General features: G+C 69.4%; 23 protein-coding genes. 8 read left to right on the top strand and 15 right to left on the bottom strand.

Annotation, left to right across the window (positions count from 1 at the left end):
* Positions 1-39: 39 nt before the first annotated feature.
* Together LBW94_RS14110 and kstD are read right to left on the bottom strand one after the other, a co-directional pair.
* On the bottom strand, positions 40-903 hold the full coding sequence (locus LBW94_RS14110; protein ID WP_225053954.1) for a MaoC family dehydratase: 864 nt from the start codon (positions 901-903) through the stop codon (positions 40-42).
* Between the two features lie 41 nt (positions 904-944).
* Positions 945-2,642, bottom strand: a complete 1,698-nt coding sequence (gene kstD / locus LBW94_RS14105) for a 3-oxosteroid 1-dehydrogenase (protein ID WP_225053956.1) — start codon at positions 2,640-2,642, stop codon at positions 945-947.
* 183 nt (positions 2,643-2,825) lie between these two features.
* On the opposite strand from kstD, the gene LBW94_RS14100 reads away from it, so the two are divergent.
* The 3 genes from LBW94_RS14100 to dmpG are packed head-to-tail and all read left to right on the top strand — an operon-like array spanning position 2,826 to position 5,586.
* Complete coding sequence (locus LBW94_RS14100) at positions 2,826-3,611, top strand: 2-keto-4-pentenoate hydratase (RefSeq protein WP_225053957.1); 786 nt, start codon at positions 2,826-2,828, stop codon at positions 3,609-3,611.
* A gap of 12 nt (positions 3,612-3,623) precedes the next feature.
* Positions 3,624-4,535, top strand: coding sequence for an acetaldehyde dehydrogenase (acetylating) (locus LBW94_RS14095; protein ID WP_225053959.1), 912 nt, complete (start codon positions 3,624-3,626; stop codon positions 4,533-4,535).
* Positions 4,536-4,548: 13 nt separating this feature from the next.
* Positions 4,549-5,586, top strand: coding sequence for a 4-hydroxy-2-oxovalerate aldolase (gene dmpG / locus LBW94_RS14090; protein WP_225053961.1), 1,038 nt, complete (start codon positions 4,549-4,551; stop codon positions 5,584-5,586).
* 280 nt (positions 5,587-5,866) lie between these two features.
* Here the strand turns inward: dmpG and LBW94_RS14085 are convergent, their stop codons facing one another.
* Together LBW94_RS14085 and LBW94_RS14080 are read right to left on the bottom strand one after the other, a co-directional pair.
* The gene (locus LBW94_RS14085) at positions 5,867-6,184 is read right to left on the bottom strand and encodes a hypothetical protein (RefSeq protein ID WP_225053962.1); all 318 of its coding nucleotides are present in this window, start codon (positions 6,182-6,184) and stop codon (positions 5,867-5,869) included.
* Positions 6,184-7,377, bottom strand: coding sequence for a Rieske 2Fe-2S domain-containing protein (locus tag LBW94_RS14080; protein WP_225053964.1), 1,194 nt, complete (start codon positions 7,375-7,377; stop codon positions 6,184-6,186). Before LBW94_RS14080 ends, LBW94_RS14085 begins: the two co-directional genes overlap by 1 nt.
* Before the next feature lie 221 nt (positions 7,378-7,598).
* Between LBW94_RS14080 and hsaA the strand changes: the two genes are divergently transcribed.
* Genes hsaA through hsaB form a run of 4 tightly spaced genes read left to right on the top strand, consistent with a single transcriptional unit; the run spans position 7,599 to position 11,211 of the window.
* On the top strand, positions 7,599-8,762 hold the full coding sequence (gene hsaA, locus LBW94_RS14075; RefSeq protein ID WP_225053965.1) for a 3-hydroxy-9,10-secoandrosta-1,3,5(10)-triene-9,17-dione monooxygenase oxygenase subunit: 1,164 nt from the start codon (positions 7,599-7,601) through the stop codon (positions 8,760-8,762).
* On the top strand, positions 8,762-9,667 hold the full coding sequence (hsaD, locus tag LBW94_RS14070) for a 4,5:9,10-diseco-3-hydroxy-5,9,17-trioxoandrosta-1(10),2-diene-4-oate hydrolase (RefSeq protein WP_225053967.1): 906 nt from the start codon (positions 8,762-8,764) through the stop codon (positions 9,665-9,667). Before hsaA ends, hsaD begins: the two co-directional genes overlap by 1 nt.
* Positions 9,664-10,566 (top strand): iron-dependent extradiol dioxygenase HsaC, encoded by a 903-nt coding sequence (gene hsaC / locus LBW94_RS14065; protein ID WP_225053968.1) that lies wholly within the window; start codon positions 9,664-9,666, stop codon positions 10,564-10,566. The genes hsaD and hsaC overlap by 4 nt, the downstream gene beginning before the upstream one ends.
* Positions 10,567-10,611: 45 nt before the next feature.
* The gene (gene hsaB, locus LBW94_RS14060) at positions 10,612-11,211 is read left to right on the top strand and encodes a 3-hydroxy-9,10-secoandrosta-1,3,5(10)-triene-9,17-dione monooxygenase reductase subunit (RefSeq protein WP_323137858.1); all 600 of its coding nucleotides are present in this window, start codon (positions 10,612-10,614) and stop codon (positions 11,209-11,211) included.
* Positions 11,212-11,399: 188 nt separating this feature from the next.
* On the opposite strand, the gene LBW94_RS14055 is transcribed toward hsaB, so the two are convergent.
* From LBW94_RS14055 to LBW94_RS14035, 5 genes are all read right to left on the bottom strand, one after another.
* Positions 11,400-12,329 (bottom strand): AraC family transcriptional regulator, encoded by a 930-nt coding sequence (locus LBW94_RS14055; RefSeq protein WP_225053971.1) that lies wholly within the window; start codon positions 12,327-12,329, stop codon positions 11,400-11,402.
* 313 nt (positions 12,330-12,642) lie between these two features.
* Complete coding sequence (locus LBW94_RS14050) at positions 12,643-13,569, bottom strand: NADP-dependent oxidoreductase (RefSeq protein WP_225053973.1); 927 nt, start codon at positions 13,567-13,569, stop codon at positions 12,643-12,645.
* A gap of 152 nt (positions 13,570-13,721) precedes the next feature.
* Positions 13,722-14,129, bottom strand: a complete 408-nt coding sequence (locus tag LBW94_RS14045) for a cupin domain-containing protein (protein WP_225053974.1) — start codon at positions 14,127-14,129, stop codon at positions 13,722-13,724.
* Positions 14,130-14,365: 236 nt separating this feature from the next.
* Positions 14,366-15,187 (bottom strand): alpha/beta fold hydrolase, encoded by an 822-nt coding sequence (locus LBW94_RS14040; RefSeq protein ID WP_225053976.1) that lies wholly within the window; start codon positions 15,185-15,187, stop codon positions 14,366-14,368.
* On the bottom strand, positions 15,184-15,801 hold the full coding sequence (locus tag LBW94_RS14035) for a TetR/AcrR family transcriptional regulator (RefSeq protein ID WP_225053978.1): 618 nt from the start codon (positions 15,799-15,801) through the stop codon (positions 15,184-15,186). Before LBW94_RS14035 ends, LBW94_RS14040 begins: the two co-directional genes overlap by 4 nt.
* Positions 15,802-15,863: 62 nt before the next feature.
* Here LBW94_RS14035 and LBW94_RS14030 point away from each other — a divergent pair, with 62 nt between their 5' ends.
* Positions 15,864-16,616 carry an SIR2 family NAD-dependent protein deacylase gene (locus LBW94_RS14030; RefSeq protein WP_225053979.1) on the top strand — a complete coding sequence of 251 codons (753 nt, stop codon included), beginning with the start codon at positions 15,864-15,866 and terminating at the stop codon, positions 16,614-16,616.
* Here LBW94_RS14030 and LBW94_RS14025 read toward each other — a convergent pair.
* The 6 genes from LBW94_RS14025 to LBW94_RS14000 form a co-directional block, all read right to left on the bottom strand.
* Positions 16,609-17,361, bottom strand: coding sequence for a DUF427 domain-containing protein (locus LBW94_RS14025; RefSeq protein ID WP_225053981.1), 753 nt, complete (start codon positions 17,359-17,361; stop codon positions 16,609-16,611). The genes LBW94_RS14030 and LBW94_RS14025 overlap by 8 nt on opposite strands.
* 108 nt (positions 17,362-17,469) lie before the next feature.
* Positions 17,470-18,723, bottom strand: a complete 1,254-nt coding sequence (locus LBW94_RS14020; RefSeq protein ID WP_225053982.1) for an MFS transporter — start codon at positions 18,721-18,723, stop codon at positions 17,470-17,472.
* A gap of 39 nt (positions 18,724-18,762) precedes the next feature.
* The gene (locus LBW94_RS14015) at positions 18,763-19,218 is read right to left on the bottom strand and encodes a MarR family winged helix-turn-helix transcriptional regulator (RefSeq protein ID WP_225053984.1); all 456 of its coding nucleotides are present in this window, start codon (positions 19,216-19,218) and stop codon (positions 18,763-18,765) included.
* Between the two features lie 149 nt (positions 19,219-19,367).
* A complete protein-coding gene (locus LBW94_RS14010) occupies positions 19,368-20,426 on the bottom strand; it encodes an acyl-CoA dehydrogenase family protein (protein ID WP_225053985.1) in 1,059 nt (352 codons plus the stop codon).
* On the bottom strand, positions 20,423-21,430 hold the full coding sequence (locus LBW94_RS14005) for an acyl-CoA dehydrogenase family protein (protein ID WP_225053987.1): 1,008 nt from the start codon (positions 21,428-21,430) through the stop codon (positions 20,423-20,425). Before LBW94_RS14005 ends, LBW94_RS14010 begins: the two co-directional genes overlap by 4 nt.
* A gap of 31 nt (positions 21,431-21,461) precedes the next feature.
* A complete protein-coding gene (locus LBW94_RS14000; protein ID WP_225054422.1) occupies positions 21,462-22,667 on the bottom strand; it encodes an acyl-CoA dehydrogenase family protein in 1,206 nt (401 codons plus the stop codon).
* Between the last annotated feature and the right edge of the window lie 2 nt (positions 22,668-22,669).

The raw sequence follows: 22,669 nt of genomic DNA, 5'->3' as shown, positions 1-22,669 counted from the left end.
GCCGGGCAGTGCCACCTCGGCGGGGCCCGCCGATCCCGTTCAGTCGCGAACGGTGAACACCACGTCGGCCAGCACCGGGGTGTCGTCGCGCTCCACCACCGTTGCCGCGACGGTCAATTCGTTGCCGTCGCGCCAGATCCGGGACCGGATCGTCTCACCCGGATAGACCACGCCCGTGAACCGCGCCCGGAATCCGGCGACCCGGGCCGCGTCCGAATCCAGCACCGCGTCGGTGGCCGCCTTGCAGACGATGCCGTAGGTGCAGCGCCCGTGCAGGATCGGATTCGGAAAGCCCGCGTCGTGCGCGAACTCCGGATCCGAATGCAGCGGGTTGCGGTCGCCGAGCATCCGATACAGCAGCGCCTGCTGCGCCAGTGTCGGGCTCAGCACCTCGAAATCCGGTGCGCGGTCCGGCAGTCCGGCCTTGTTGCTCGGTCCGCGCTCGCCTCCGAAGCCGCCCTCGCCCTTGGCGAACAGGGAGGAGCGGGCCGTCCACAGCGGCTGCCCGTCGGAACCGACGACGCTGAACTCCTCGACCACCACCGCGGCCGAGCCCTTGTCCCAGATCTCGGCGACGCGGCCGGTCGCGGTCGCCTTGCCGCGCGGCGGGATCGGGCGATGCGTCACGATCTCCTGGCTGGCGTGCACCACCTTCGCGAGGTCGATCTCGATGCCCGGGTAACTGACCCGCGGCGGATCGGTGTCGCGCAGCGTGCCGGCCACGGTCGCGAAGGTCGGCAGCACCTGTGGTTCGCGGTCGTTCAGGTAGCGCAGCTCGCGCGGGTCCGTCCAGCGGGCCCCGGCGCCCAGGCCCAGGTGGTACAGCTGCACGTCGGACGGCTCCCACGCCATTTCCTGTGTCGGAAGCGCCGCTCCCAGTGCGACTTTCGGATCAATCGGCATTCTTTTCCAGTCTCCTGTGTCCGAGCTCCGGCTCGTCGATGTTATTCCGCCGCGACCGCGGTGCGCTGCGCCCGCGCCACGATGTCCTGCACGGCCAGATAGCCGAAGGTGATCGCCGGGCCGATGGTGGCGCCGGGTCCGGCGTAGGTGTGGCCCATCACCGGCGCCGAGCTGTTGCCCGCGGCGTACAGGCCGTCGATGACGGTCTCGTCCTCGCGCAGCACCCGCCCGGCCGGGTCGGTGACCAGGCCGCCCTTGGTGCCGAGGTCGCCGGGCACCATCTTGGCGGCGTAGTAGGGCGCCTGCACCAGCGCGGCCAGGCACGGATTCGGCTTCACGGTCGGATCGCCGTAGTAGCGGTCGTAATGGCTGTTGCCCCGGCCGAAGTCGGTGTCGGTGCCGGTCTCGGCGAAACCGTTGAACCGTGTCACGGTCTCGGCCAGTTGCTCGGCGGGCACGCCGATCCGCTGCGCGAGCTCCGCCAGGCTGCCGGCCTTCACGATGTTGTCGTCGGCCATCCAGTGCGACGGGAACCGTTGTCCCGGTTGCAGTCCCGCGAAGATGTAGCGGTTGCGGTAGCGCTGGTCGAACACCATCCAGGTGGGGATGTTGGCGCCGGGGCCCTCGCCCTGTCCGTACTCACCGCCGTACATGGTGTGCACCGCCTCGACATAGGGCGCCGACTCGTTGCCGAACCGCTTGCCCTCGGTGTTGATCATGATGGCACCCGGCAGATTCCGCTCCGCCAGCGCGAACCAGGGTCGTCCGCCCTTGAACACCGTCGGCCCCCACCAGGCGTCCTCCATGCAGGTGACGGCCGCGCCGACCGCCAGCCCGGCCAGGATGCCGTCGCCGGTGTTGGCCGCCGCGCCGGTGGTCCAGTCGGTGGTGATCGGCTGGCGCTGGTACTTGGCGCGCATCTCGGCATTGCGCTCGAAACCGCCCGCGCCCAGCACGACTCCGTACTTCGCGCGGAATCGCACGGTCTCCCCACCCTGGGTGGCCTCGACCCCGACGACCCGGCCGTCCTCGACGATCAGGGCGGTCATCGCGGTTTCCAGCAGCAGTGGCACCTGTGCGTCGAGCACGCCCTTGCGCATGGCCGCGATGATCGCCTGCCCCATGCCGAGCAGGTGTTTGCCGGTGGCCTTGGCCCAGTAGGTGCGCGCGCCCACCCGCAGGGCGCGCATGATGCCGATCGGATGGCGGCGGATCAGGTTGAGCCGCCGGTAGTCCGCCTGCATGACCACCACGTTCATCGGGGCCTTGGCGTACGGCGGTTCCAGCTTGAAGCGCTCGGCGCCGAGGATCTTGGCGTCGAACGGTTTCGGTTCGCAGGAGCGGCCCTCGCCGCGTCCGCCGGGGGCCTCCGGGTAGTAGTCGGAGTAGCCGGGCACCCACTTCATCTTCAGCGGGGTGTGGTCGAGCACGAAGTCGAACGCCTCCGCGCCGCGATCGATGTAGGTGTCGATGCGATCCGCGGGCACCGCGTCGCCGATGATGCTGTGCAGGTAGGTGCGGGCCTGCTCGCGGTCGGCGTCGTCGCCGCGGCCGGCGGCCTTCAGCGCCCTGTTGCCGGGGATCCACACCCCACCGCCGCTGCGCGCGGTGGATCCGCCGTAATGGGCGGCCTTCTCGATGATCACCGCGCGCAGCCCGTGATGGGCGGCGGTGAGGGCGGCGGTCATGCCGGCAGCGCCGCTGCCGACCACCACGACGTCGTATTCCCGATCACTCATGTAGAACACGTTATAGAATCGGTCCCGGTCCGGTCTATATTGGACTGGCAGATGATCAGATGGGCACGGGTAAACTCGTTCCAATTTGCATCTGCCCGATCTCGGTCGTCACGGTGCCGTGCTCACGGGATGGCCGACGCCGGGATCGGTGGCACGACGATCGGGTGCGCAGGAAGGAACGCAGTGCTGTCGAACGGTGTGCAGGAGGAACTGGCCGCGCAGCTCGCGGCCGCCGAACGCGACCGCGTCCCGGTCGATCCGCTGGTGGTGCGGTATCCCGGCATCGATGTGGTGGATGCCTACGAGATCCAGCTGATCAACATCCGGCGGCGGGTGGCCGCCGGCGCGCGGGTGATCGGCCATAAGGTCGGACTGTCCTCGAAGGCCATGCAGCAGATGATGGGTGTCGACGAGCCCGATTACGGGCACCTGCTCGGCGAGATGGCGGTGTTCGAACAGGTCCCGGTGGTCGCGTCGAACTACCTCTACCCGCGGGTGGAGGTCGAGGTCGGTTTCGTGCTCGGCGCGGATCTGCCCGGTGCGGAGTGCACCGAGGCCGACGTGCTGGCCGCGACCGTCGCCTACGCGCCGGCGATCGAGCTGATCGACACCCGGATCCGGGACTGGAAGATCGCGCTGTGCGACACCATCGCCGACAACGCCTCGTCGGCGGGCTGGGTGCTCGGCGCCGCGCGGGTGGCACCGGCCGGGCTGGACATCACCGCGATCGATGCGGTGCTGACCCGCAACGACGAGGTGGTCGCCACGGGCCGCAGCGATGCCGTGCTCGGTGATCCGACCGTCGCGGTGGCGTGGCTGGCCCGCAAGGTCGCCGCCTTCGGGGTGCGGCTGCGCGCGGGCGACATCGTGCTGCCCGGATCCTGCACCCGGGCCATCGATGCCCACCCGGGTGATGTTTTTCACGCCGAGTTCGCCGGACTCGGTTCGGTTCGTTTGACATTCGAGTGAGGAGACGCGAACGTGACAGCCCATCGGAAGGTCGCGGCTGCGATCGTCGGTTCCGGCAACATCAGCACCGACCTGCTCTACAAGCTGCTGCGCTCGGATCTCGTCGAGCCGCGCTGGATGATCGGGATCGACCCGGACAGTGAGGGTTTGAAGCGGGCCCGCGATCTCGGCCTGGAGACCTCGCACGAGGGCGCGGACTGGCTGCTGGCGCAGGCGGAGCTTCCGGACGTGCTGTTCGAGGCGACCTCGGCCTACGTGCACCGCGCCTACGCGCCGAAATACCTCGAGGCCGGTATCCGCGCGGTCGATCTCACTCCCGCGGCCGTGGGCCCGGCGGTGGTGCCGCCGGTGAACCTGGACTCGCTGCTGGACGCACCGAATGTGAACATGATCACCTGCGGTGGGCAGGCGACGATTCCGATCGTCGCGGCCGTCTCGCGGGTGGTCACCGTGCCCTACGCCGAGATCGTCGCCTCGGTGTCGTCGGTGTCCGCCGGGCCCGGCACCCGCGCCAACATCGACGAGTTCACCAAGACCACCAGTCGCGGTGTGGAGACCATCGGCGGCGCCGAGCGCGGCAAGGCCATCATCGTCCTGAATCCGGCCGAACCGCCGATGATCATGCGCGACACCATCTTCTGCGCCATTCCGGACGACGCCGACACCGCGGCGATCGCCGCGTCGATCCACCGGATGGTCGCCGGCATCCAGCAGTACGTGCCCGGCTACCGGCTGCTGAACGAGCCGCAGTTCGACGAGCCCAGCGTGGTTTCCGGTGGGCTGGCGAAGGTTTCGGTGTTCGTGGAGGTGGAGGGCGCCGGTGACTTCCTGCCGCCCTACGCCGGCAACCTCGACATCATGACCGCCGCCGCCACCCGCGTCGGCGAGGTCATCGCCGGCCAGATCATCTCGGCCCGAGTGTAGAAAAGAGCGGGACATGCCTTTTTCGCAGGAAATCGATATCCGCATCACCGACACGTCACTGCGCGACGGGTCGCACCACAAGCGCCACCAGTTCACCGCCACCGAGGTCCGCGACATCGTCGGCGCCCTCGACGCCGCCGGCGTGCCGGTCATCGAGGTGACCCACGGCGACGGCCTCGGCGGTTCCTCGTTCAACTACGGCTTCTCGAAAACCCCTGAGCAGGAACTGATCACGCTCGCCGCCGATACCGCGAAGCAAGCGAAGATCGCCGTCCTGATGCTGCCCGGCGTCGGCGTGAAGGAGGACATCAAGGTCTCCCAGGACCACGGCGCCTCGATCGTCCGCATCGCCACCCACTGCACCGAGGCGGACGTCTCGATCCAGCACTTCGGCCTGGCCCGCGACCTCGGCCTGGAGACCGTCGGCTTCCTGATGATGGCCCACACCCAGCCCCCCGAGGTGCTGGCGAAACAGGCCCGGATCATGGCGGACGCCGGCTGCCAGTGCGTGTACGTGGTCGACTCGGCCGGCGCGATGGTGCTGGAACAGGTCTCCGACCGCGTCGCCGCGGTGGTCGCCGAACTCGGCGACGACGCCATGGTCGGCTTCCACGGCCACGAGAACCTCGACCTGGGTTGTGCCAACTCGATTTTCGCGATCCGCGCGGGCGCGAAGCAGATCGACGGCAGCACCCGCCGCTTCGGCGCCGGCGCGGGCAACACCCCCGTGGAGGCCCTGGTCGGTGTCTGCGACAAGATCGGCGTCAAGACCGGCATCGATTTCTTCGCCATCGCCGACGCCGCCGAGGACGTGGTCCGCCCCGCCATGCCCCAGGAATGCCTGCTGGACCGCCAATCCCTGATGATGGGCTACGCGGGCGTCTACTCCAGCTTCCTGAAACACGCCGAACGCCAAGCCGAACGCTACGGCGTCTCCGCCGCCGACATGCTGGTCCGCGCCGGCCAACGCAAACTGGTCGGCGGCCAGGAGGACCAACTGATCGACATCGCCCTGGAATTGCAGCGCGAACAACAGGCCGTCACGGCCTGACCCGGTTCCCCGACGGCACTGTGCGTGAGCAGCGCGACGATCTCGTCCAGGTGCTTGTCGAACAGCGCCGGTAGCGCAGGCCGCGCACCACGGGCTGCCGTGGCAATGTTCGGGTCCGTGGTGATGCGGCGCAGTCGGGACATGGCTTCACTGCCACCACAGCAGATGGTCCGACCTTCCCGTCGCCCCGGCGGAAGCCGGTGCTCGGACACCGGACGTCGATTCCGCGCCGATCGACGGGGTGCTCGAGTTCCGGCTTCCACCGGGGCGACGAGAAGGGTTATTCCAGGGGGAGCAGTCCTTCGGCCACGGCGTGGTCGATGCTGCGCTGGAGGTTCGGGCAGGAACCGGGGCGGCCGGGGCCGCCGCCGAGTTCCTCGAACACCGGGCAGTGGTCGGCGGGATGGACCGGCCACTGCACCGATGTCTGATGCGCACTGCTCTTGCGCACCAGCACTTCCGTGCCGCAGGTGCGGCACGCCACTGGAGTCAGCCGCGCCTCCAGGTGGCCGTGTCGGTCGACGACCGTCTGGGCGCGCACCTCGGCCAGCCGCTGGGGCCGGTCCGCGAAATTCGGTGCCTTCGCCCAGTCGGTCATCAGGCGCTCGCCTCCTGCGAGGACTCCTCGCGGCGGCGCATGTTCTCCGCGACCTCCGCCTCCCAGGACTCGTTCGCCTTGGTGGTGTCGACCTCGAATTCGAAGCGCTGCACCATCTTCGGGTCGATCTCGGCCACGTCCACGTAGAACTGGTCGTACCAGCGGCGCAGCTGGTAGACCGGGCCGTCCTCCTCACACAGCAGCGGATTGTCGATCTTGGACTTGTGTTTCCAGATCTCCACGTCCTGGAGGAAGCCGTCGCCGAAGAATTTGGTCATGCTCGCGGCGAGCCGGTTGGCGGTCTCGTCGTCGATGCCGGTGGGCTTCTCCACGGTCAGGCCGTATTGCAGTACGAACGAGTTCTGCGTGACCGGATAGTGGCAGTTGATCAGCATGGTCTTGATCTCGTACCCGCCGTAGCTGTTGACCAGCGGGTTGATCATGTAGGACGGCCCGAAATACGAAGCCTCGGAGCGGAGCAGCGATTCTCCGCCGTACTTGGCGGCGAGGCCGATGTCCGGCCGGGCCTTGGTCTCCAGGTACTGGGTGGCCACATGCCCTTCGAACACGTTCTTGAAGTAGGTCGGGAACGCGTAGTGGATGTAGAAGAAGTGCGCCATGTCGACCACGTTGTCGATGATCTCGCGGCAGTTGGCGCCCTCGATGTAGAGCGTCTCCCAGGTCCACTCGGTCCAGCGTTCACCGAGTTGCTCGCTCGGCGCGCCGTCCGCGGTGGTGTACGGGCCCTCGATGTACGGGATGGTGACCTCGTCCGGGGGTGGATTGCCCTCGTGGTCGTGCCATATGTACAGCTGGCCGTTACGTTCCAGGGTGGTCCAGGAGCGGGTGCGGGCCAGCGGCGGCACTCGCCGGGCGTAGGGGATCGCGGTGCAGCGGCCGTTGCCGCCCCAGCGCCAGTCGTGGAACGGGCAGGCGATCGAGTCGCCCTTGATCTCACCCATGCTGAGATCGCCACCGAGGTGCCGGCAGTAGGCGTCGAGCACCTTCGGATCGCCGGAGCCGTCGGCCCACACCACGAGCTTGGTACCGAACGCCTGGATGGCGTGCGGCTTGCCGTCCCGGAACTGCGCGACCGTACCGAGGCAATGCCAACCGCGCGCGTAACGGGTGGGCATGGGTCCGACATCGATCTCACGTACCTTCCCGCCCGGCCGCGGTGTTGTCTCTGCCATCGTGATCCCTCCTCTGGACGTACTAGAACACGTTACAAAATTGCGGGCGTCTGCGCTAGTTATTCCCTTGGTCACCAGGCAAAGCGCTTGTTCCGGCCCCGATGGTCACCCGTTCTCGACAGCAGTAGTAACGTGTTCTAGTCTCGACAGGAGTACAGCGCCTGCGTGAGGGCCTCGCGAAGGCGTTCGAGCAGGTAGGAGCAGGCAGGAGCCGCCGAGAGATGACGCAAGAAGTAACTGAACGAGTCGAAGCGTTGCTGCCGGCGCTGCGCGAGCGCGCGCAGGAGGCCGAGGATCTGCGGCGCATCCCCGACGAGTCCATCAAGGCGTTGCAGGAGGCCGGCTTCTTCCGGCTGCTCCAGCCGCGCCAGTGGGGTGGCTACGCCGCCGACCCGGTCGTCTTCTACGACACCGTCCGCACGATCGCCAGCGCCTGCGGCTCCACCGGCTGGGTGTCCGGCATCGTCGGCGTGCACAACTGGCATCTCGCGCTGTTCGATCAGCAGGCGCAGGAGGATGTCTGGGGTGAGGACACCGGGGTGCGGATCTCCTCCTCGTACGCCCCGATGGGCGCGGGTGTGGTGACCGACGGCGGTTATCTGGTGAACGGGTCGTGGGCCTGGTCCTCGGGCAGCGACCACGCGCAGTGGACCTTCGTCGGCGGCCCGGTGATCAAGGACGGCAAGCCGGTCGACTTCGGCAGCTTCCTGATCCCGCGCAGCGATTACCGCATCGACGACGTGTGGAACGTGGTCGGATTGCGCGGCACCGGATCCAACACCCTGGTGCTGGAGAACGTCTTCGTGCCCCGGCACCGGTTCCTGAGCTTCAAGGCGATGAACGACCTCACCGCGCCGGGCCTGGAGCGCAATACCGATCCGGTGTACAAGATGCCGTGGGGCACCGTGCATCCCACCACCATCTCCACCCCGATCGTGGGGATGGCCTACGGCGCGTACGCCGCGCACGTGGAACACCAGGGTAAGCGGGTGCGGGCGGCGTTCGCGGGGGAGAAGGCCAAGGACGACCCGTTCGCCAAGGTGCGGATCGCGGAGGCGTCCAGCGATATCGACGCCGCCTGGCGGCAGCTGTCGGGCAATGTCGCCGACGAGTACGCCCTGCTGGTGGCCGGTAAGGAGATCCCGTTCGACCTGCGGGTGCGGGCGCGCCGCGACCAGGTGCGTGCCACCGGCCGGGCGATCTCGGCCGTGGACAAGCTGTTCGAGAGCTCGGGCGCCACCGCGCTGGCCAACGGCACTCCGCTGCAACGTTTCTGGCGGGACGCGCACGCCGGCCGGGTGCACGCGGCCAACGATCCCGAGCGGGCCTACGTGATGTACGGCACCCACGAGTTCGGCCTGCCGGTCACCGACGGGATGGTCTGATGACGCCGCCCCCGCGGGCCGCCGAGCTCGCGACCGAGGAGCTGACCTTCGAGTCCACCTCCCGGTACGCCCAGGTGCGGCCGGATCTGCGGCTGCACTACCACGAGGCCGGCGTGGGCAACGGTCCCACCATCGTGCTGCTGCACGGCGGCGGGCCCGGTGCCTCGTCCTGGTCCAACTTCGCCCGCAACATCCCGGTGCTGGCCCGTGACTTCCACGTGCTGGCGGTCGACCAGCCCGGATTCGGGTTGTCCGACAAGCCGATCGACCATCCGCAGTACTTCGTGCACAGCTCCTCGGCGCTGCGCGACCTGCTGGACACCCTGGAGATCACCGGACGCGTGCACCTGCTGGGCAATTCGCTCGGCGGCGGCGCGGCGGTGCGCTTCGCACTCGACAATCCGGACCGGGCCGGGCGTCTGGTGCTGATGGGTCCGGGCGGCCTGAGCACCAATCTGTTCGCCCCGGACCCGACCGAGGGCGTCAAGGCGCTGGGCCGGTTCAACGTGCAGCCGACCCGGGAGAACATCGAGGCGTTCCTGCGCATCATGGTGTTCGACCAGTCGCTGATCACCCCGGAACTGGTCGAGCAGCGGTTCGCCTCGGCGAGCACCCCGGAGGCGCTGGCGGCCACCCGGGCGATGGGAAAGTCGTTCGCCTCGGCGGATTTCGAACTCGGCATGCTGTGGCGGGACGCGTACAAGCTGCGGCAGCCGGTGCTGCTGATCTGGGGCCGCGAGGATCGGGTCAACCCGCTCGACGGCGCCCTGGTGGCCCTGAAGACCATCCCGCGGGTGCAGTTGCACGTGTTCGGGGGTTGCGGCCACTGGGCACAATTGGAGAAGTTCGACGAATTCAACCGGCTGGCAGTGGATTTCCTCACTCCCAAGGAGAAGCGGGCATGAGCAGTATCAAGGCACTCGGATACCTGCGCATCTCGACCACCGATGTGGCGGCCTGGCGCGAATACGGCCTGAAGGTGCTCGGCATGATGGAGGGCGACGGGGCCGACCCGGACGCCCTCTACCTGCGGATGGACGAGTTCGCCGCCCGCCTGGTGATCGTGCCCGGCGAACAGGACCGGCTGCTGGTCGCCGGGTGGGAGGTCACCGATGCCCCCGCGCTGCAACGACTCCGGGAGGCCCTGGACAAGGCCGGGGTGCCGTTCACCGAGGGCACCAAGGAGGAACTGGCCGAACGCCGTGTCGAGGGCATGATCCGCTTCCAGGATCCGTCCGAGAACACGCTCGAGGCGTTCTACGGCGCGCAGTACGTGGGCCGGCGGTTCGTCAGCCCCTACGGGCACCGGTTCGTCACCGCGCAGCAGGGCCTCGGGCACGTCGTGCTCACCTGCACCGATGATGCCGCGGCGCAGACCTTCTACCAGGACGTGCTCGGCTTCCGGCTGCGCGATTCGATGCGATTGGCCCCGCAGATCGTCGGCCGGCCCGCCGACGGCGAACCGGCCTGGCTGCGGTTCTACGGCTGCAATCCGCGCCATCACGCGCTGGCGTTCCTGCCGCTGCCGAACCCCACCGGCGTCGTGCACCTCATGGTCGAGGTGGAGAACTCCGACGACGTCGGGCTCTGCCTGGACCGCGCGCTGCGCAAGAAGGTGAAGATGTCGGCCACCCTCGGCCGGCACATCAACGACAAGATGCTGTCGTTCTACATGAAGTCGCCGAGTGGATTCGACATCGAATTCGGCTGTGAGGGACTGGAAGTCGAGGACGAGTCCTGGATCGCCCGGGAGTCGACCGCGCTCAGCCTGTGGGGCCACGACTTCAGCATCGGGTTCCGGTAACCCCGGCCACCCGTACGAGCGCACCACCCGGACCAGCGACAGAGGATGGCCGACATGACCTCGGAAGCAGTGGCGGACAGCGGTTTCCCGGAGATCGACGCCCGCCGATTCCGGAATGTGCTGGGGCAGTTCTGCACCGGCATCACCGTGATCACCACCTTCGACGACGCCCACACCCCGGTGGGCTTCGCCTGTCAGTCCTTCGCCGCCCTGTCGCTGGATCCACCCCTGGTGCTGTTCTGCCCGACCAAACAGTCGCGCACCTGGGCCGCGATCGAGCACGCGGGCCGCTTCTGCGTCAACGTGCTCGCCGAGGAACAACAGCAACTGTGCGCCCGCTTCGGCTCCCGCGAACCGGACAAGTTCGCGGGAACCGCCTGGCACGCCACCGAATTCGACCTCCCCCGCATCGACGAGGCGCTGGCCGCCATCGAGTGCACGGTCTCCGAGGTGATCGACGGCGGTGACCACAACATCGTGATCGGCCGCGTCCTGGCCCTCTCGGAGACCACCGAATCCGGCCGCCCCCTGCTGTTCTACCGCGGTCAGTACACCGCCATCGAGCCGGAGAAGACCGTCCCCGCCCCCTGGCGCGCAGATCTGGACCATTTCCTCACCACCACCACTCTCGACACCTGGCTCTGAACAATCCGTCTGTCCGACCCACGTCGGACGGCCGTCTGCCCCGGACGGCGGCGTGCCCCAGCCGGTGGCAGCTCCGGACTGCGGTGTGACCTGGACTGCGGTGTGCGCTGGTCCACCCCACGGCACCTGCTGTCTGCCGCCGAGTGCAGCGACCGCGCTCGCCGATCGATGCGGCGCGGGCAACTCCCTCAGGCGGCGCGGGATTGCCGCCGGTAGCGGCCCGGGGCGAGGCCGTATTCGCGCTTGAACGCCTTGTTGAAGGCGAATTCCGAGCCGTAGCCCGCATGCTGGGCGACGGTGCCGACGGTGAGGTCGTCCTCGCGGAGCAGCCGGGCGGCGATGGTGAGACGCCAGCGGGTCAGGTAGGCCAGCGGCGGCTCACCGACCATGGCCGCGAATCTCCGGGCGAAGGCGGCGCGGGACAGGCCCGCATGATCGGCCAGCGATTGCACCGTCCAGGCCGCGGCGGGGTGTTCGTGAATCGCCGTCAGGGCCTCGGCGATCGCCGGATCACGCAGGGCCGCAGCCCATCCCGAACCGGCGTGCTGCGGTTGCTCGTCGATCCAGGCGCGCAGGATGTAGAGCAGCAGCGCGTCGATGAGAGCGGGCACGATGCCGTGTGAACCGGCCCGCGGATTGTCGAGCTCGGACCCCAGCAGCTGGACGGCGGCGGCGAGCTCCGGGTGTCGTCCGTGCCGGGCCGGGATGTGGATCACCTCGGGCAACTGCCGCAGCAGCGGATGCGGCCGCTGCCCGTCGAGGTGGTAGTTGCCACACAGCAGGCTGGTCAGCGCGCCGTCACCACCGAGCTGCAACGACCCGACCGGCGGTCGCGTCGTGAACTGTTCCGGCCGTGGCACTTCCGGCTCGGTATCCGGATGGTCGGCCAGGGTGAACCCGGACCCGTCGCGCACGAAGATCACATCGCCGGTACCGAGCGCGATCGGTGTCGTGCTGTGCTCGAAGGGATAGATCCAGCAGGCCCCGTGCAGCACCACATGGAATCCCGCACCGGCGGTGGACGGCAGCCGGAACGCCCACGGCGTCCGCCCGTCCGTGCGCACCGATTGCGGCGCACCGGTTCTCATCGAGGCCAGCGCCTCGGTCAGCACGTCCATACCGTCCTCCTTCCCGCCGGGACCGGCACCACCGGCCCCGCCTCCTACGATCATGCATAAACCCGTGCGTGCCGGTCGACCGCTCTGCCGTCGGCCGCTTGTGCCCGTGTGGTGGTGACGATGCCGGTCGATTGATCTGGTCGGCCGCCCACTTGCTGTTGCCGGCGCTGCCCGTCGAGTGCCGTAGCGGCAGCCGGTGGCCGCGGTGGTCGGCGGCTGTCTGCCGGTGCGGTCGGCGGTGCGGCCGGTCGCCCTGTCGGCAGGCCCGGTGGTTCGGCGCTCGCCGAACCCCTGACCTGGCGTGGCCGCGGTGTCAGTCGACCGTCAGGACGACCTTGCCGATGGTGTCGCCCGCGGCGACCAGTTCGTGGGCTTTACCGGCGTCGGCCAGCGGGAGGGTCGCGGCGACGGTGGGGTGCAAGCGGCCGGTGTCGGCCAGGTCCGCGATGGCCTCCAATGCCGCGTAGTCCGGTTCGACCGAGATTCCGACGAACCGGCGGCCCGCCGCGCGAATCGTCACCGCCAGTTCCTGATTCGTGTGTTCGAGGACGCTGACGAGTACGCCGCCCGGCTTCAGCACGCGCAGCGCGCGTTCGCCGTCGGCGACCGAGTCGAGGACGATGTCGACATCGGAGACCACCTCGGTGTAATCGGTGGTGCGGTAGTCGATCACCTCGTCCGCGCCCAGGCTCCGCACGAATTCGTGCTTACCCGCACTGGCCAGCGCGATGACGTAGGCCCCGCGCGCCTTGGCGATCTGCACCGCCAGGTGGCCCACCCCACCGGCGGCGCGATGGATCAGCACCCGGTCGCCGGGGCCGACATTCACCCGGTCCACCAGCCCTTGCCAGGCCGTCAAAGCGGCGAGAGGCAGTGCGGCGGCCTCGGCATGGCTCAGCGACTGCGGTTTCCGGGCGAACTGCCGCGACGGTGCGGCCACGTACTCCGCGTAGCCGCCGGCGGCCCGAGGGAAGAACGGCAGGCCGTACACCTCCTCGCCGATCTCGTACCGCGCCCCGGGACCGGTCGCCTCGACCACTCCGGAGATGTCCCAGCCGAGAATGAACGGAGGCTGCCCGAGCATCGGGAAGGCCCCGGACCGCACCGCCACATCGACCGGATTGATTCCACTGGCGTGGACCCGGACCAGCACCTCACCGGACAGCAATGCCGGCTTGTCGACCTCGACCAGCTCCAGCACCTCGGGCCCGCCGAAGGTCTTCTGGATCACCGCACGCATCGTAAGCTCCTTCGTCCTCGTCGTCCGGCACGTCGCCGGATCGAACAACAGCAACAGTAAGGAGGATTCGAAAGACTATGAATGGCCTCGAATCTCTACTTTTTGTCCGTACGTCTCACTAGCTGGCCCGGACGCATCCGCTGGCGGGCCGGTCAATCCAGCCGGAAGTCCGCGAAATCGAAGCCCGGCGAGACCACGCAGCTGACCAGCACGTACTCGTCACCGGCGGGGCGAGCCGCCTGGCTGACCCCACCCGGGACCACGGCCTGCAACAGCTGCCCGTGCTCCACATCGGGTCCGAGCAGGATCTCCTCGCCTTCGATGTTCAGCAGCAGCGGCCCGCCGCGCTGCCACATCCACAATTCGTCCGAGCGGACCGTATGGGGTGCGGACTGTTCCCCCGGCAGCAACAGGAAGTGGATCGCGGTGGCGGCCGTGCGCGTGCCGTCGTACCCGGAAGGTGTGAATTCCACTGGACTACGCCAGGTTTCGCGATACCAGCCGCCCTCCGGATGCGGTTGCATATCCAGCACTGTCGCCAATTCGGGCCGCTCATCCATGTCTTGCTCCACTCCGTCGCGCTTACGAAGATCGTCCCGTAGCGCGCCGGATCCGTGCAATGTCCTCGGCTGCCTCGCACCCCTTGCACACAGCCGCACCCTTTTCTGCGAAAAGCCGCACAGCCGCACCCGAATTCGTGGCCACGCCGGCATCTCGTCCCGCCCGGGACGCGCACAGTCCGCACATCGTGGCATCCCTGCGGGCCACGAGCGTAGGTGGCCCGCGATATCCGCGCTCAGCGACCGAGGAAGCCGGCGATCAGGTCGGCGACCGCCGCCGGGCGCTCGATATTCGGGGAATGCCCCGCGCCGTCGATGATTTCGACCCTGGCACCGGTGGCACGGTACCGGGCCGCGGTGGTGGCGCAGTCGTAGAAACGGTCGTGGCTGCCGTGCAGCACCAGGGTGGGCAGGCCCAGCGCGCGCAACTGGGCATCCAGCGGGTTGACCGCGAGCCGCCGGCGCCGGTCCACGAGGACGACGCGGGGCATGTGCGGGCTCATCGCGCGATAGTCCCGGACACCCTGATCCGGATCGTCGAAGGCGGTGCGGAGGTCGAAACCCGGTGCGGCACCGTAACGCAGGCCCAGTCGCACGAACGGCGGCAGCGCCGCCCGGTGCAGCAGCGGACCGAGCCCCGGCGCGGCGAGCAGGCCGTTGCCGACCGGGAAGCGGGCGTCGCGGTAGTCCGGCGCCTGATCGATCAGCACGATCCAGCGCACCCGGCCCGACTGGCCGGCGGCCGCGAGCGCGACATCCGCGCCGAACGAATGCCCGGCCACGGTGACGTCGTCCAGCTCCAGCGCATCCAGCAGCGCGGCGATCGCGCGGCCCTGCGCCGGGGCGTCGAGATCGTGATGGCCGCCGGTGCCGCCGTGGCCGCGCAGATCCGGCCGGATCACCCGGAAGCGGCCGGCCAGCAGTGGCGCCACCCGCGCGTACCAGTGCAGTGACCCGCCGAAACCGTGCAGCAGCACAAGGGGTTTCGCGGCCGGGGCACCCTCGTCGACGATATGCAACCCTGCTTCGCCGAGGCCGCCGAACCGCCTACCGCTCATCGCGTCTCGTCGCTGTAAGCCAGCACCACCAGGGTGAACAGGTCGACCCGGCGGTCCCATGCGGTCACGTCGTAGGGCTCCAGCAGGCATTGCGCCGCGGTACCGTCGTGCACGGCGACCAGGGCGCGGCCCAGCGCCACCGGGTCGGTGACGAGCCGGCCGACCCGGGCCAGCAGCTTCTCCACCACCGGCAGCAGCGCGGCCACGATCGCGTCCTCGCGGGCCGCCACCACCCGGCGCAGCGCCGGATTGCGCAGGGCGTGCGCGGTGAATTCGAAGGTGATGCGGAACCACTGGTCGTCCACCGGAACCGCGCGCAGCACCAGCTCCACGCCGGTGCGCAGATCGGTCATGGCCTCGACCGCGTCGTCGGCGAGCACCGCCGTGACCTCTTGCAGCAACAGCTCGGAGCGCTGTTCCCACATGGCCAGGAACAGTTCCTCCAGGGAGGTGAAATTGGAGTAGAAAGCACCGCGGGTGAAACCCGCACGCTCGCAGATCTGCTCGACCGTACAGCGCCCGAAACCCTCGTCGGCGAAAGCGTCGAAGGCCGCGTCCAGCAGGCGCTGCCGGGTTTCGGCGCGGCGCCTGGTCACCCGCGGCTGGCTCGACATCCGCTGAGCGTAGCAATCGCCGCCGTGGCCCTCGCCGGATGCTCGGTCGTACCCTGGTGATCATGACGCAGTGGCGGCAGCGGCCCGGACCGATCGGCGTGCTCACCGGGGCGGGGATCTCCACCGATTCCGGCATTCCGGATTTCCGTGGCCCGCGCGGGGTGTGGACCAAGGATCCCATTGCGGAACTGCTGTCCACCTACGGCAGCTACCTGGCCGATCCCGAACTGCGGCAGCGCTCCTGGCTGGCCCGCCGGGACAATCCCGCCTGGCAGGCCGAGCCCAACGACGCGCATCGCGCGCTGGTGCGGCTCGGCGAGACCCGGGACGTCTCGATCGTCACCCAGAACATCGACCGCCTGCACCAGCGCGCCGGGACACCCGCGGATCGGGTGGTGGAGATCCACGGCAACATGTTCGAGGTGGTGTGCGTCGACTGCGACTACACCGCGACCATGGCCGCCACCCTGGATCGGGTCGCCGCCGGTGAGCCCGATCCGCCCTGCCCGCACTGCGACGGCATCCTGAAATCCGCGACGATCATGTTCGGCCGGGCGATGGACGCGGATTCGGTGCAGACAGCGGAGCGGATCGCGGCCCGCAGCACGATCTTCCTCGCGATCGGCACCTCGTTGCAGGTGGAACCGGCCGCCTCGATGTGCGCGGTCGCGGCCGGGAACGGCGCCGACCTGATCGTCGTCAACGCCGAACCGACCCCGTACGACCCCTACGCCACCGAGGTGATCCGCGAGCGGATCGGGACCGCCCTGCCGCGGCTGGTGGCCGAACTGCTCGCACCGCCGGCGCTCAACTGAACTGCGTCTTCGGCCGGTCCTGCCGCACGTCGTCGATGTACAGGTCGACCTTCTCGTTGTAGAAACAGGCGAGCCCGGCGATCTTCTGGCTCTCCGGCAGCGGCGTCCGGTACAGCCACACCAGATCCGGATGCTCGACGCCGTCCACCCGCACCGTGTAGTACTCGGCGGTGCCCTTGTACGGGCAGCCGGTACGGGTCGGCGACGGGGTCAGCAGATCGGTCCGGACATCGGTGAGCGGCAGGTAATACCGTGGCGGCAAACCGGTTTCGAAGAGGATGCGCGGCGACCGCGACTCGGCGACCACCTGACCCGCGATCTCCACCCGCACCTGCCGGGAACTGGCCAGGATGTCGATGCGGTGGTACGGGTCGCGCGGGTGGGTGTAGACGGGCTCGTCCTCCTCGAACCAGTCGTCCATCGAATTCCAGTCCAGCCGAACCACTTCCCGCAGCTCGGGAATCGGCGACTCCGGATAGCGCAGTGCGGCATCGGCTCTGGTGATGCCGTCCACGACCACATGGTGCACGACGCCCTCGCCGCGGCTGGGCGAGTGCTTGCTCGCGCCGCTGGGCTCCAGCCGGGCGTGCACATCGTCGATCGGGAAGTAGTAGGCGGGGTAGTGCGGCCCCTCCCAGACCAGCAGCGGCCGGATGGTGTCGACCACCAGCCGGCCCTCGACATACGCGCGGACCCGGCGATGACCGGGTTCGGTACGGATCCGTCCACGATTCGTATCGGTCATACCCCCCGAAGGTACTCGCGACCGGTGACACCGGCGGCGACCGCGAGATGACGGGATCGGAACGAGACGGGGCCCGGCAGATCGTGCCGGGCCCCGTACCACCGGGAATCAGTCGTCGGCGAGGGTGATCGCCTGGGCCTCCTCGACGCTGTGCGGCGCCGGATCGTGGTGGTGGTCGGTGGTGGTGTGCAGTGCGGAGCGGCCGCCGAGGAAGACCACGACGCCGACCGCGGTACAGGCGGCGCCGACCCAGAACGGCAGCGCCGTGGCGTGCTCGCCGAGCTTGCCGGCCAGATAGGGCGCCGCGGCGCCGCCGACGAAGCGGACGAAGCTGTAGGCGGCCGAGGCGGTGGAGCGTTCCACCGGCGCGGAGGTCATCACGGCCTCGGTGATCAGCGTGTTGTTGACGCCGAGGAACAGCCCGGCCAGCACGGTGCCCACGACGAGCACAGGCTTGTCGTGCGCGCCGATCGCCATCACGGCCAGGTCGGCGGCGAACAGCGCGAGCGCGGTCGCGATCGTCGGCACGGTGCCGAAGCGGCGTTGCAGGCGCGGCGCGAACCACACCGAGGCGATCGCCAGCAGCAGGCCCCAGCCGAAGAAGATGAAGCCGATGGCGTAGGTGCCCATGTTCAGCGGGAACGGGGTGTAGGCCAGCAGCGTGAAGAAGCCGTAGTTGTAGAGCAGCGCGGTGATGCTGACCAGCAGCAGGCCCCGGAAGCGCAGCGCCTTGAACGGCGCGATGATCGAGGTGTGGTGAGTGGGCTTCGGCGCTTCGGGCAGCAGCACGATCAGTGCGATGAAGGCCACCGCCATCAGCACCGAGACGCCGAAGAACGGTGCGCGCCAGCTGATTCCGCCGAGGAAGCCGCCGACCAGCGGGCCCGCCGCGATGCCGATGCCCAGCGCCGCCTCGTACAGGATGATGGCCCGCGCCACGCCGCCGGTGGCCGAGCCCACGATGGTGGCCAGCGCGGTCGCGATGAACAGCGCGTTGCCCAGCCCCCAGCCGGCCCGGAAGCCGACGATCTCGCCCACACTGCCGGAACTGCCCGCCAGCGCCGCGAACACCACGATGATCGCCAGGCCGGACAGCAGTGTCCGCTTCGCCCCGAACCGGCTGGAGACCACGCCGGTGATCAGCATGGCCACGCCGGTGACCAGCATGTAGCTGGTGAACAGCAGTGTCACCTGGGAGGGCGAGGCGTGCAGTTGCTCGCCGATCGGTTTGAGGATCGGGTCGACCAGTCCGATGCCCATGAAGGCGATCACCGAGGCGAAGGCGACCGCCCAGACGGCTTTGGGCTGGGTGGATTTCGGGCGCACCGCAGCATCGGCGGCGGGAGACAGGGTTGTACTCATCATCGGTTCCTGGTGTGAACGTTCCTGGGGTTGACGACGTTATGGCGCAGTGTTTTTCAGTTCCCCGAGCAGTTCGGTCAGCTCGGCGCGCAGCCGGGCCAGCCGATCGGTGCCGAAGGAGGGCAGCCGGGCTGCCAGGGTGGTGCCGACCGCACGGCGGGACGCGTTCAGGCAGTCGCGTCCCGCCGGGGTCAACTCGACGACCACGGCTCTGGAGTCGCCGGGATCCTTGGTGCGGCTGACGAGGCCCTCGGCTGCCAGCCGGCCGATCAGCGCCGTTGCCGTCGGCTGGGAACAGCCGTCGAGACGGGCGAATTCGCTGATCCGCAGCGCTCGCCGCTCGTCCAGCATCGACAGCGCCCGCAAGGTCGCGGGCGGCAGTTCCTCGAGTGATCGGACCACGCGGACCAGTCGGCCGAGGGTGACTGCGATGTCGACCAGATGGCTCTGGGCCTCGGCGGTGGGAGCGGATCCCTCCGCCTGGTTCGGCTGCACCCGGATTACTTTACCTACACTAACTATCTATTTACATAGTTTCCCTAACTATTTTTCTGGTGAGCTGGGTCACTGTCCAGGGGCAATCCGGCGGATGCCACGAAAAACCGCCCCCACGGCGGGCCGTGCGGGCGGTCGGAGGTTCCGGATCAGGCCGGTCGGGCCAGGGGCCGGGCCGGGGCGCCGAACAGGTGGGCGTCGGCGTGCGCACGCTTGAAGTAGAGGTGCGCGTCGTGCTCCCAGGTGATGGCGATGCCGCCGTGCAACTGGATCATCTCCCCGGCCACCGCCTGGAAGGACCGGGTGCAGTGGATCCGCGCGGCCGCGACCTCGAGCGCCGCGTCGTCCGCGGCGGTATCGTCCAGCGCCGCGATGGCGGACCAGGCCACCGAACGCGCGGACTCCACCAGCACGTACATGTCCGCCATCCGATGCTTCAGCGCCTGGAAGCTGCCGATCGGGCGGCCGAACTGCACCCGGGATCCGGTGTACTCGACGGTCGCCGCCAGGCACCGGTCGGCCGCGCCCACCTGCTCGGCGGCCAGTGCGGCCCAGGCGATGTCGCGCAGCCGGGCCGCCACCGCCGTGGCGTCGCCGGCCAGGGCGCGGGCGGGAGCCGCCGCGAAGGTGACCTCGGACAGCCGCCGGGTGACGTCCATCGCGGCGGTCGGCGTGCGGGTGACTTCCGGTGCGGTGGCGTCGATTTCGTACAGCCCGGTGGTGGTGAGCACGATCAGCGTCGCGGCGGCGCCACCGTCGAGTACGTAATGCGCGGTGCCGCTGAGCTTTCCGTCCTCGGCGCGGACCCCGAAGCCGTCCCAGCCGTCCGGTCCCGCCCAGCACACCGCGAGGGTGCGGGCCCCCTCGGCGACCTCCGGCAGCAGCCGGGCGCACGCCTCGGCGTCGCCGGACAGCAGCAGGGCCTGCGCGCCGAGCACCGCCGAACCGAGCATCGGCGGCGCGTGCAGGGTGCGGCCCAGTTCCTCCACCACGATCAGCGCCTCGGCCAGGCCCGCGCCGATGCCGCCGTACTCCTCGGGCACGGCCAGCGCCGCCACGCCGACCTGCTCGCACAGCAGTCGCCACAGGCGTTCGTCGTAACCGGCGCCGCCGTCGATCGCGCGCCGCAGCGCCTCGCGATCGCCGTGCCGGGCCAGGGCCGCGCGCACCGTATCGGCCAGTTCCCGGCGTTCGGCCACGGTGCTCACGACTGCTCCGCCCGCAGCGCCGCCGCGACCCGGCCGCGATGGAAATCGGCTGTGCCCCACGCTGTTCGCAACGCCATCACCTTCGTCAGCCACAGCGACAGATCGAATTCGGCGGTGTAGCCGATGGCGCCGTGCACCTGCAACGCGGTGCGGGCGGCGCGATGCGCGGCCTCGGCGCAGGCCACCTTGGCCGCCGACACGTCCCGGGCCCGGATCGCCGGATCGCCGTCCTCGGCCACGGTGAGCGCTGCCCGATAGAGCAGCGGCTCCGCCATTTCCAGCCCGATCAGCACATTCGCCAGGTGGTGTTTGACCGCCTGATACTGCCCGATCGGCTTGCCGAACTGCCGCCGTTGCTTCACGTAGGCCACGCTGGTGTCCAGCAGCGCGCGGCCCGCGCCGAGCGTCTGCGCCGCGACGGCCAGCGCACCCGCGTCGAAGCCCGCGGCGGCCGCGGCCCGCACCGCCTCGCCCTCGGCCACCGTCTCGTCGGCGGCCAGCGAGAACAGGCGGCGGGCGGCGTCGACCGAGCGGATCGGGCCGACCCGATGCGCGGCCGACAGCCGATCGCCGTCGACGGTCAGCACCACCTCGGCCGTGTCGGCGTCCAGCGCCGGGGTGCCGGTGGCCGGGGCGATCGTGCCCAGCACGGTGCCCTCGGCCAGCGCGGGCAGCCAGCGCTGCGCCGGCCCCGGATCCGGAAGCGCTTGCAGCAGTACGGGAATCACCGCCGCCGTCTCCACCAGCGGGCCGGGCGCCGCGGCCCGGCCGAGTTCGATGAACGCCACCACCAGATCCACCGGCGTGGCCCCGAAACCGCCGTACCGCTCGTCGACCACCAGGCCCAGCGCGCCCGCCCCCGCCAGCTGGCGGATCAGGCCGCGGCCGCCGCGGTGATCACCGCCGCTCCAGGTCCGGACGATATTCGGGGTGCCCGCGGTCTCGCAGATCTTGCGCAGGCTGCCGGCGAAATCCCGTTGTTCGGGAGCTAATGCGAATCTCATCGAGGGAGTCCGTTCAGAAATCGGGCGGCGGTCAGCGCGGCAGCCCGAGCAGGCGTTCGGCGACGATGTTGCGCTGGATCTCGTTGGTACCGGCGTAGATCGGCCCGGCCAGCGAGAACAGGTAGCCGTCGGTCCACGGGCCGATGCGTTCGGCGTTCACGCCCAGCAGATCCAGCGCGGTCTCGTGCATGGCGATGTCCAGATCCGACCAGAACACCTTGTTCACCGAGGATTCCGCGCCGAGTTTGCCGCCCTCGGCCAGCCGGGTCACGGTGCCCCAGGTGTTCAGCCGGTACGCCTCGGCGCCGATCCAGGCGTCCACCGCGGCATTTCGCGCCGCGCTGTCGGTGGCGTCGGTGCTCTCGCGCCACAACTCGATCAGTTTGCGCGCGGTCGCGGTGAACCGGCCCGGACTGCGCAGCGACAGGCCGCGTTCGTTGCTGGAGGTGGCCATCGCCACCTGCCAGCCGTTGTTCGGCTCGCCGATCACATCCCGATCGGGCACGAACACGCTGTCCAGGAACAGTTCCGCGAATCCGGGCTCGCCGTCGAGCTGCGGGATCGGGCGGACCGTCACGCCGTCGGCGGTGAGCGGGAACATCACATAGGTGAGGCCGCGGTGACGTGCCCGGCGGGGGCGATCAGGCCCGGAGGCGGCAGCCTGCGTCACCACGGAGGGCCCCGCCTCCGCCGCATCGGAGACAGCTTCGGGATCGCTGCGGAACAGGCCGAAGGCCCAGTCCGCGTAGGCCGCCCGGGAACTCCAGGTCTTCTGGCCGTCGAGGATCCAGCCGCCGTTGGTGCGCCGCGCGGTGGACCGGATTCCGGCCAGATCGCTGCCGGCCTCCGGCTCGGACCACGCCTGCGCCCAGATGTCGTCGGCGCGGGCCATCCGCGGCAGGATGCGGGCCAACTGCTCCGGGGTGCCGTGCTCGAACAGGGTGGGCGCGAGCAGGAAGATACCGTTCTGGCTCACCCGGCCGGGCGCGCCGGCGGCGTAGTACTCCTCCTCGAACAGCACCCACTCGAGCAATGAGGCGTCGCGGCCGCCGAATTCGGCCGGCCAGGCCACCACCGACAGCCGGGCCTCGGCCAGCGTGCGCTCCCAGGCGCGATGCGCCTCGAAGCCCGCGCGGGTGTCCATCGAGGGCAGCGGTGCCGGGGGGACATTGGCGCGCAAGAACGCCCGCACCTCGCCGCGGAATTCCTCGGCGGTGGAATCGAAGTCGAGATCCATGG

It is taken from the genome of Nocardia sp. alder85J, assembly GCF_020176955.2.
Lineage (GTDB): Bacteria > Actinomycetota > Actinomycetes > Mycobacteriales > Mycobacteriaceae > Nocardia.
This window is presented reverse-complemented; position numbering and strand designations above follow the sequence as displayed.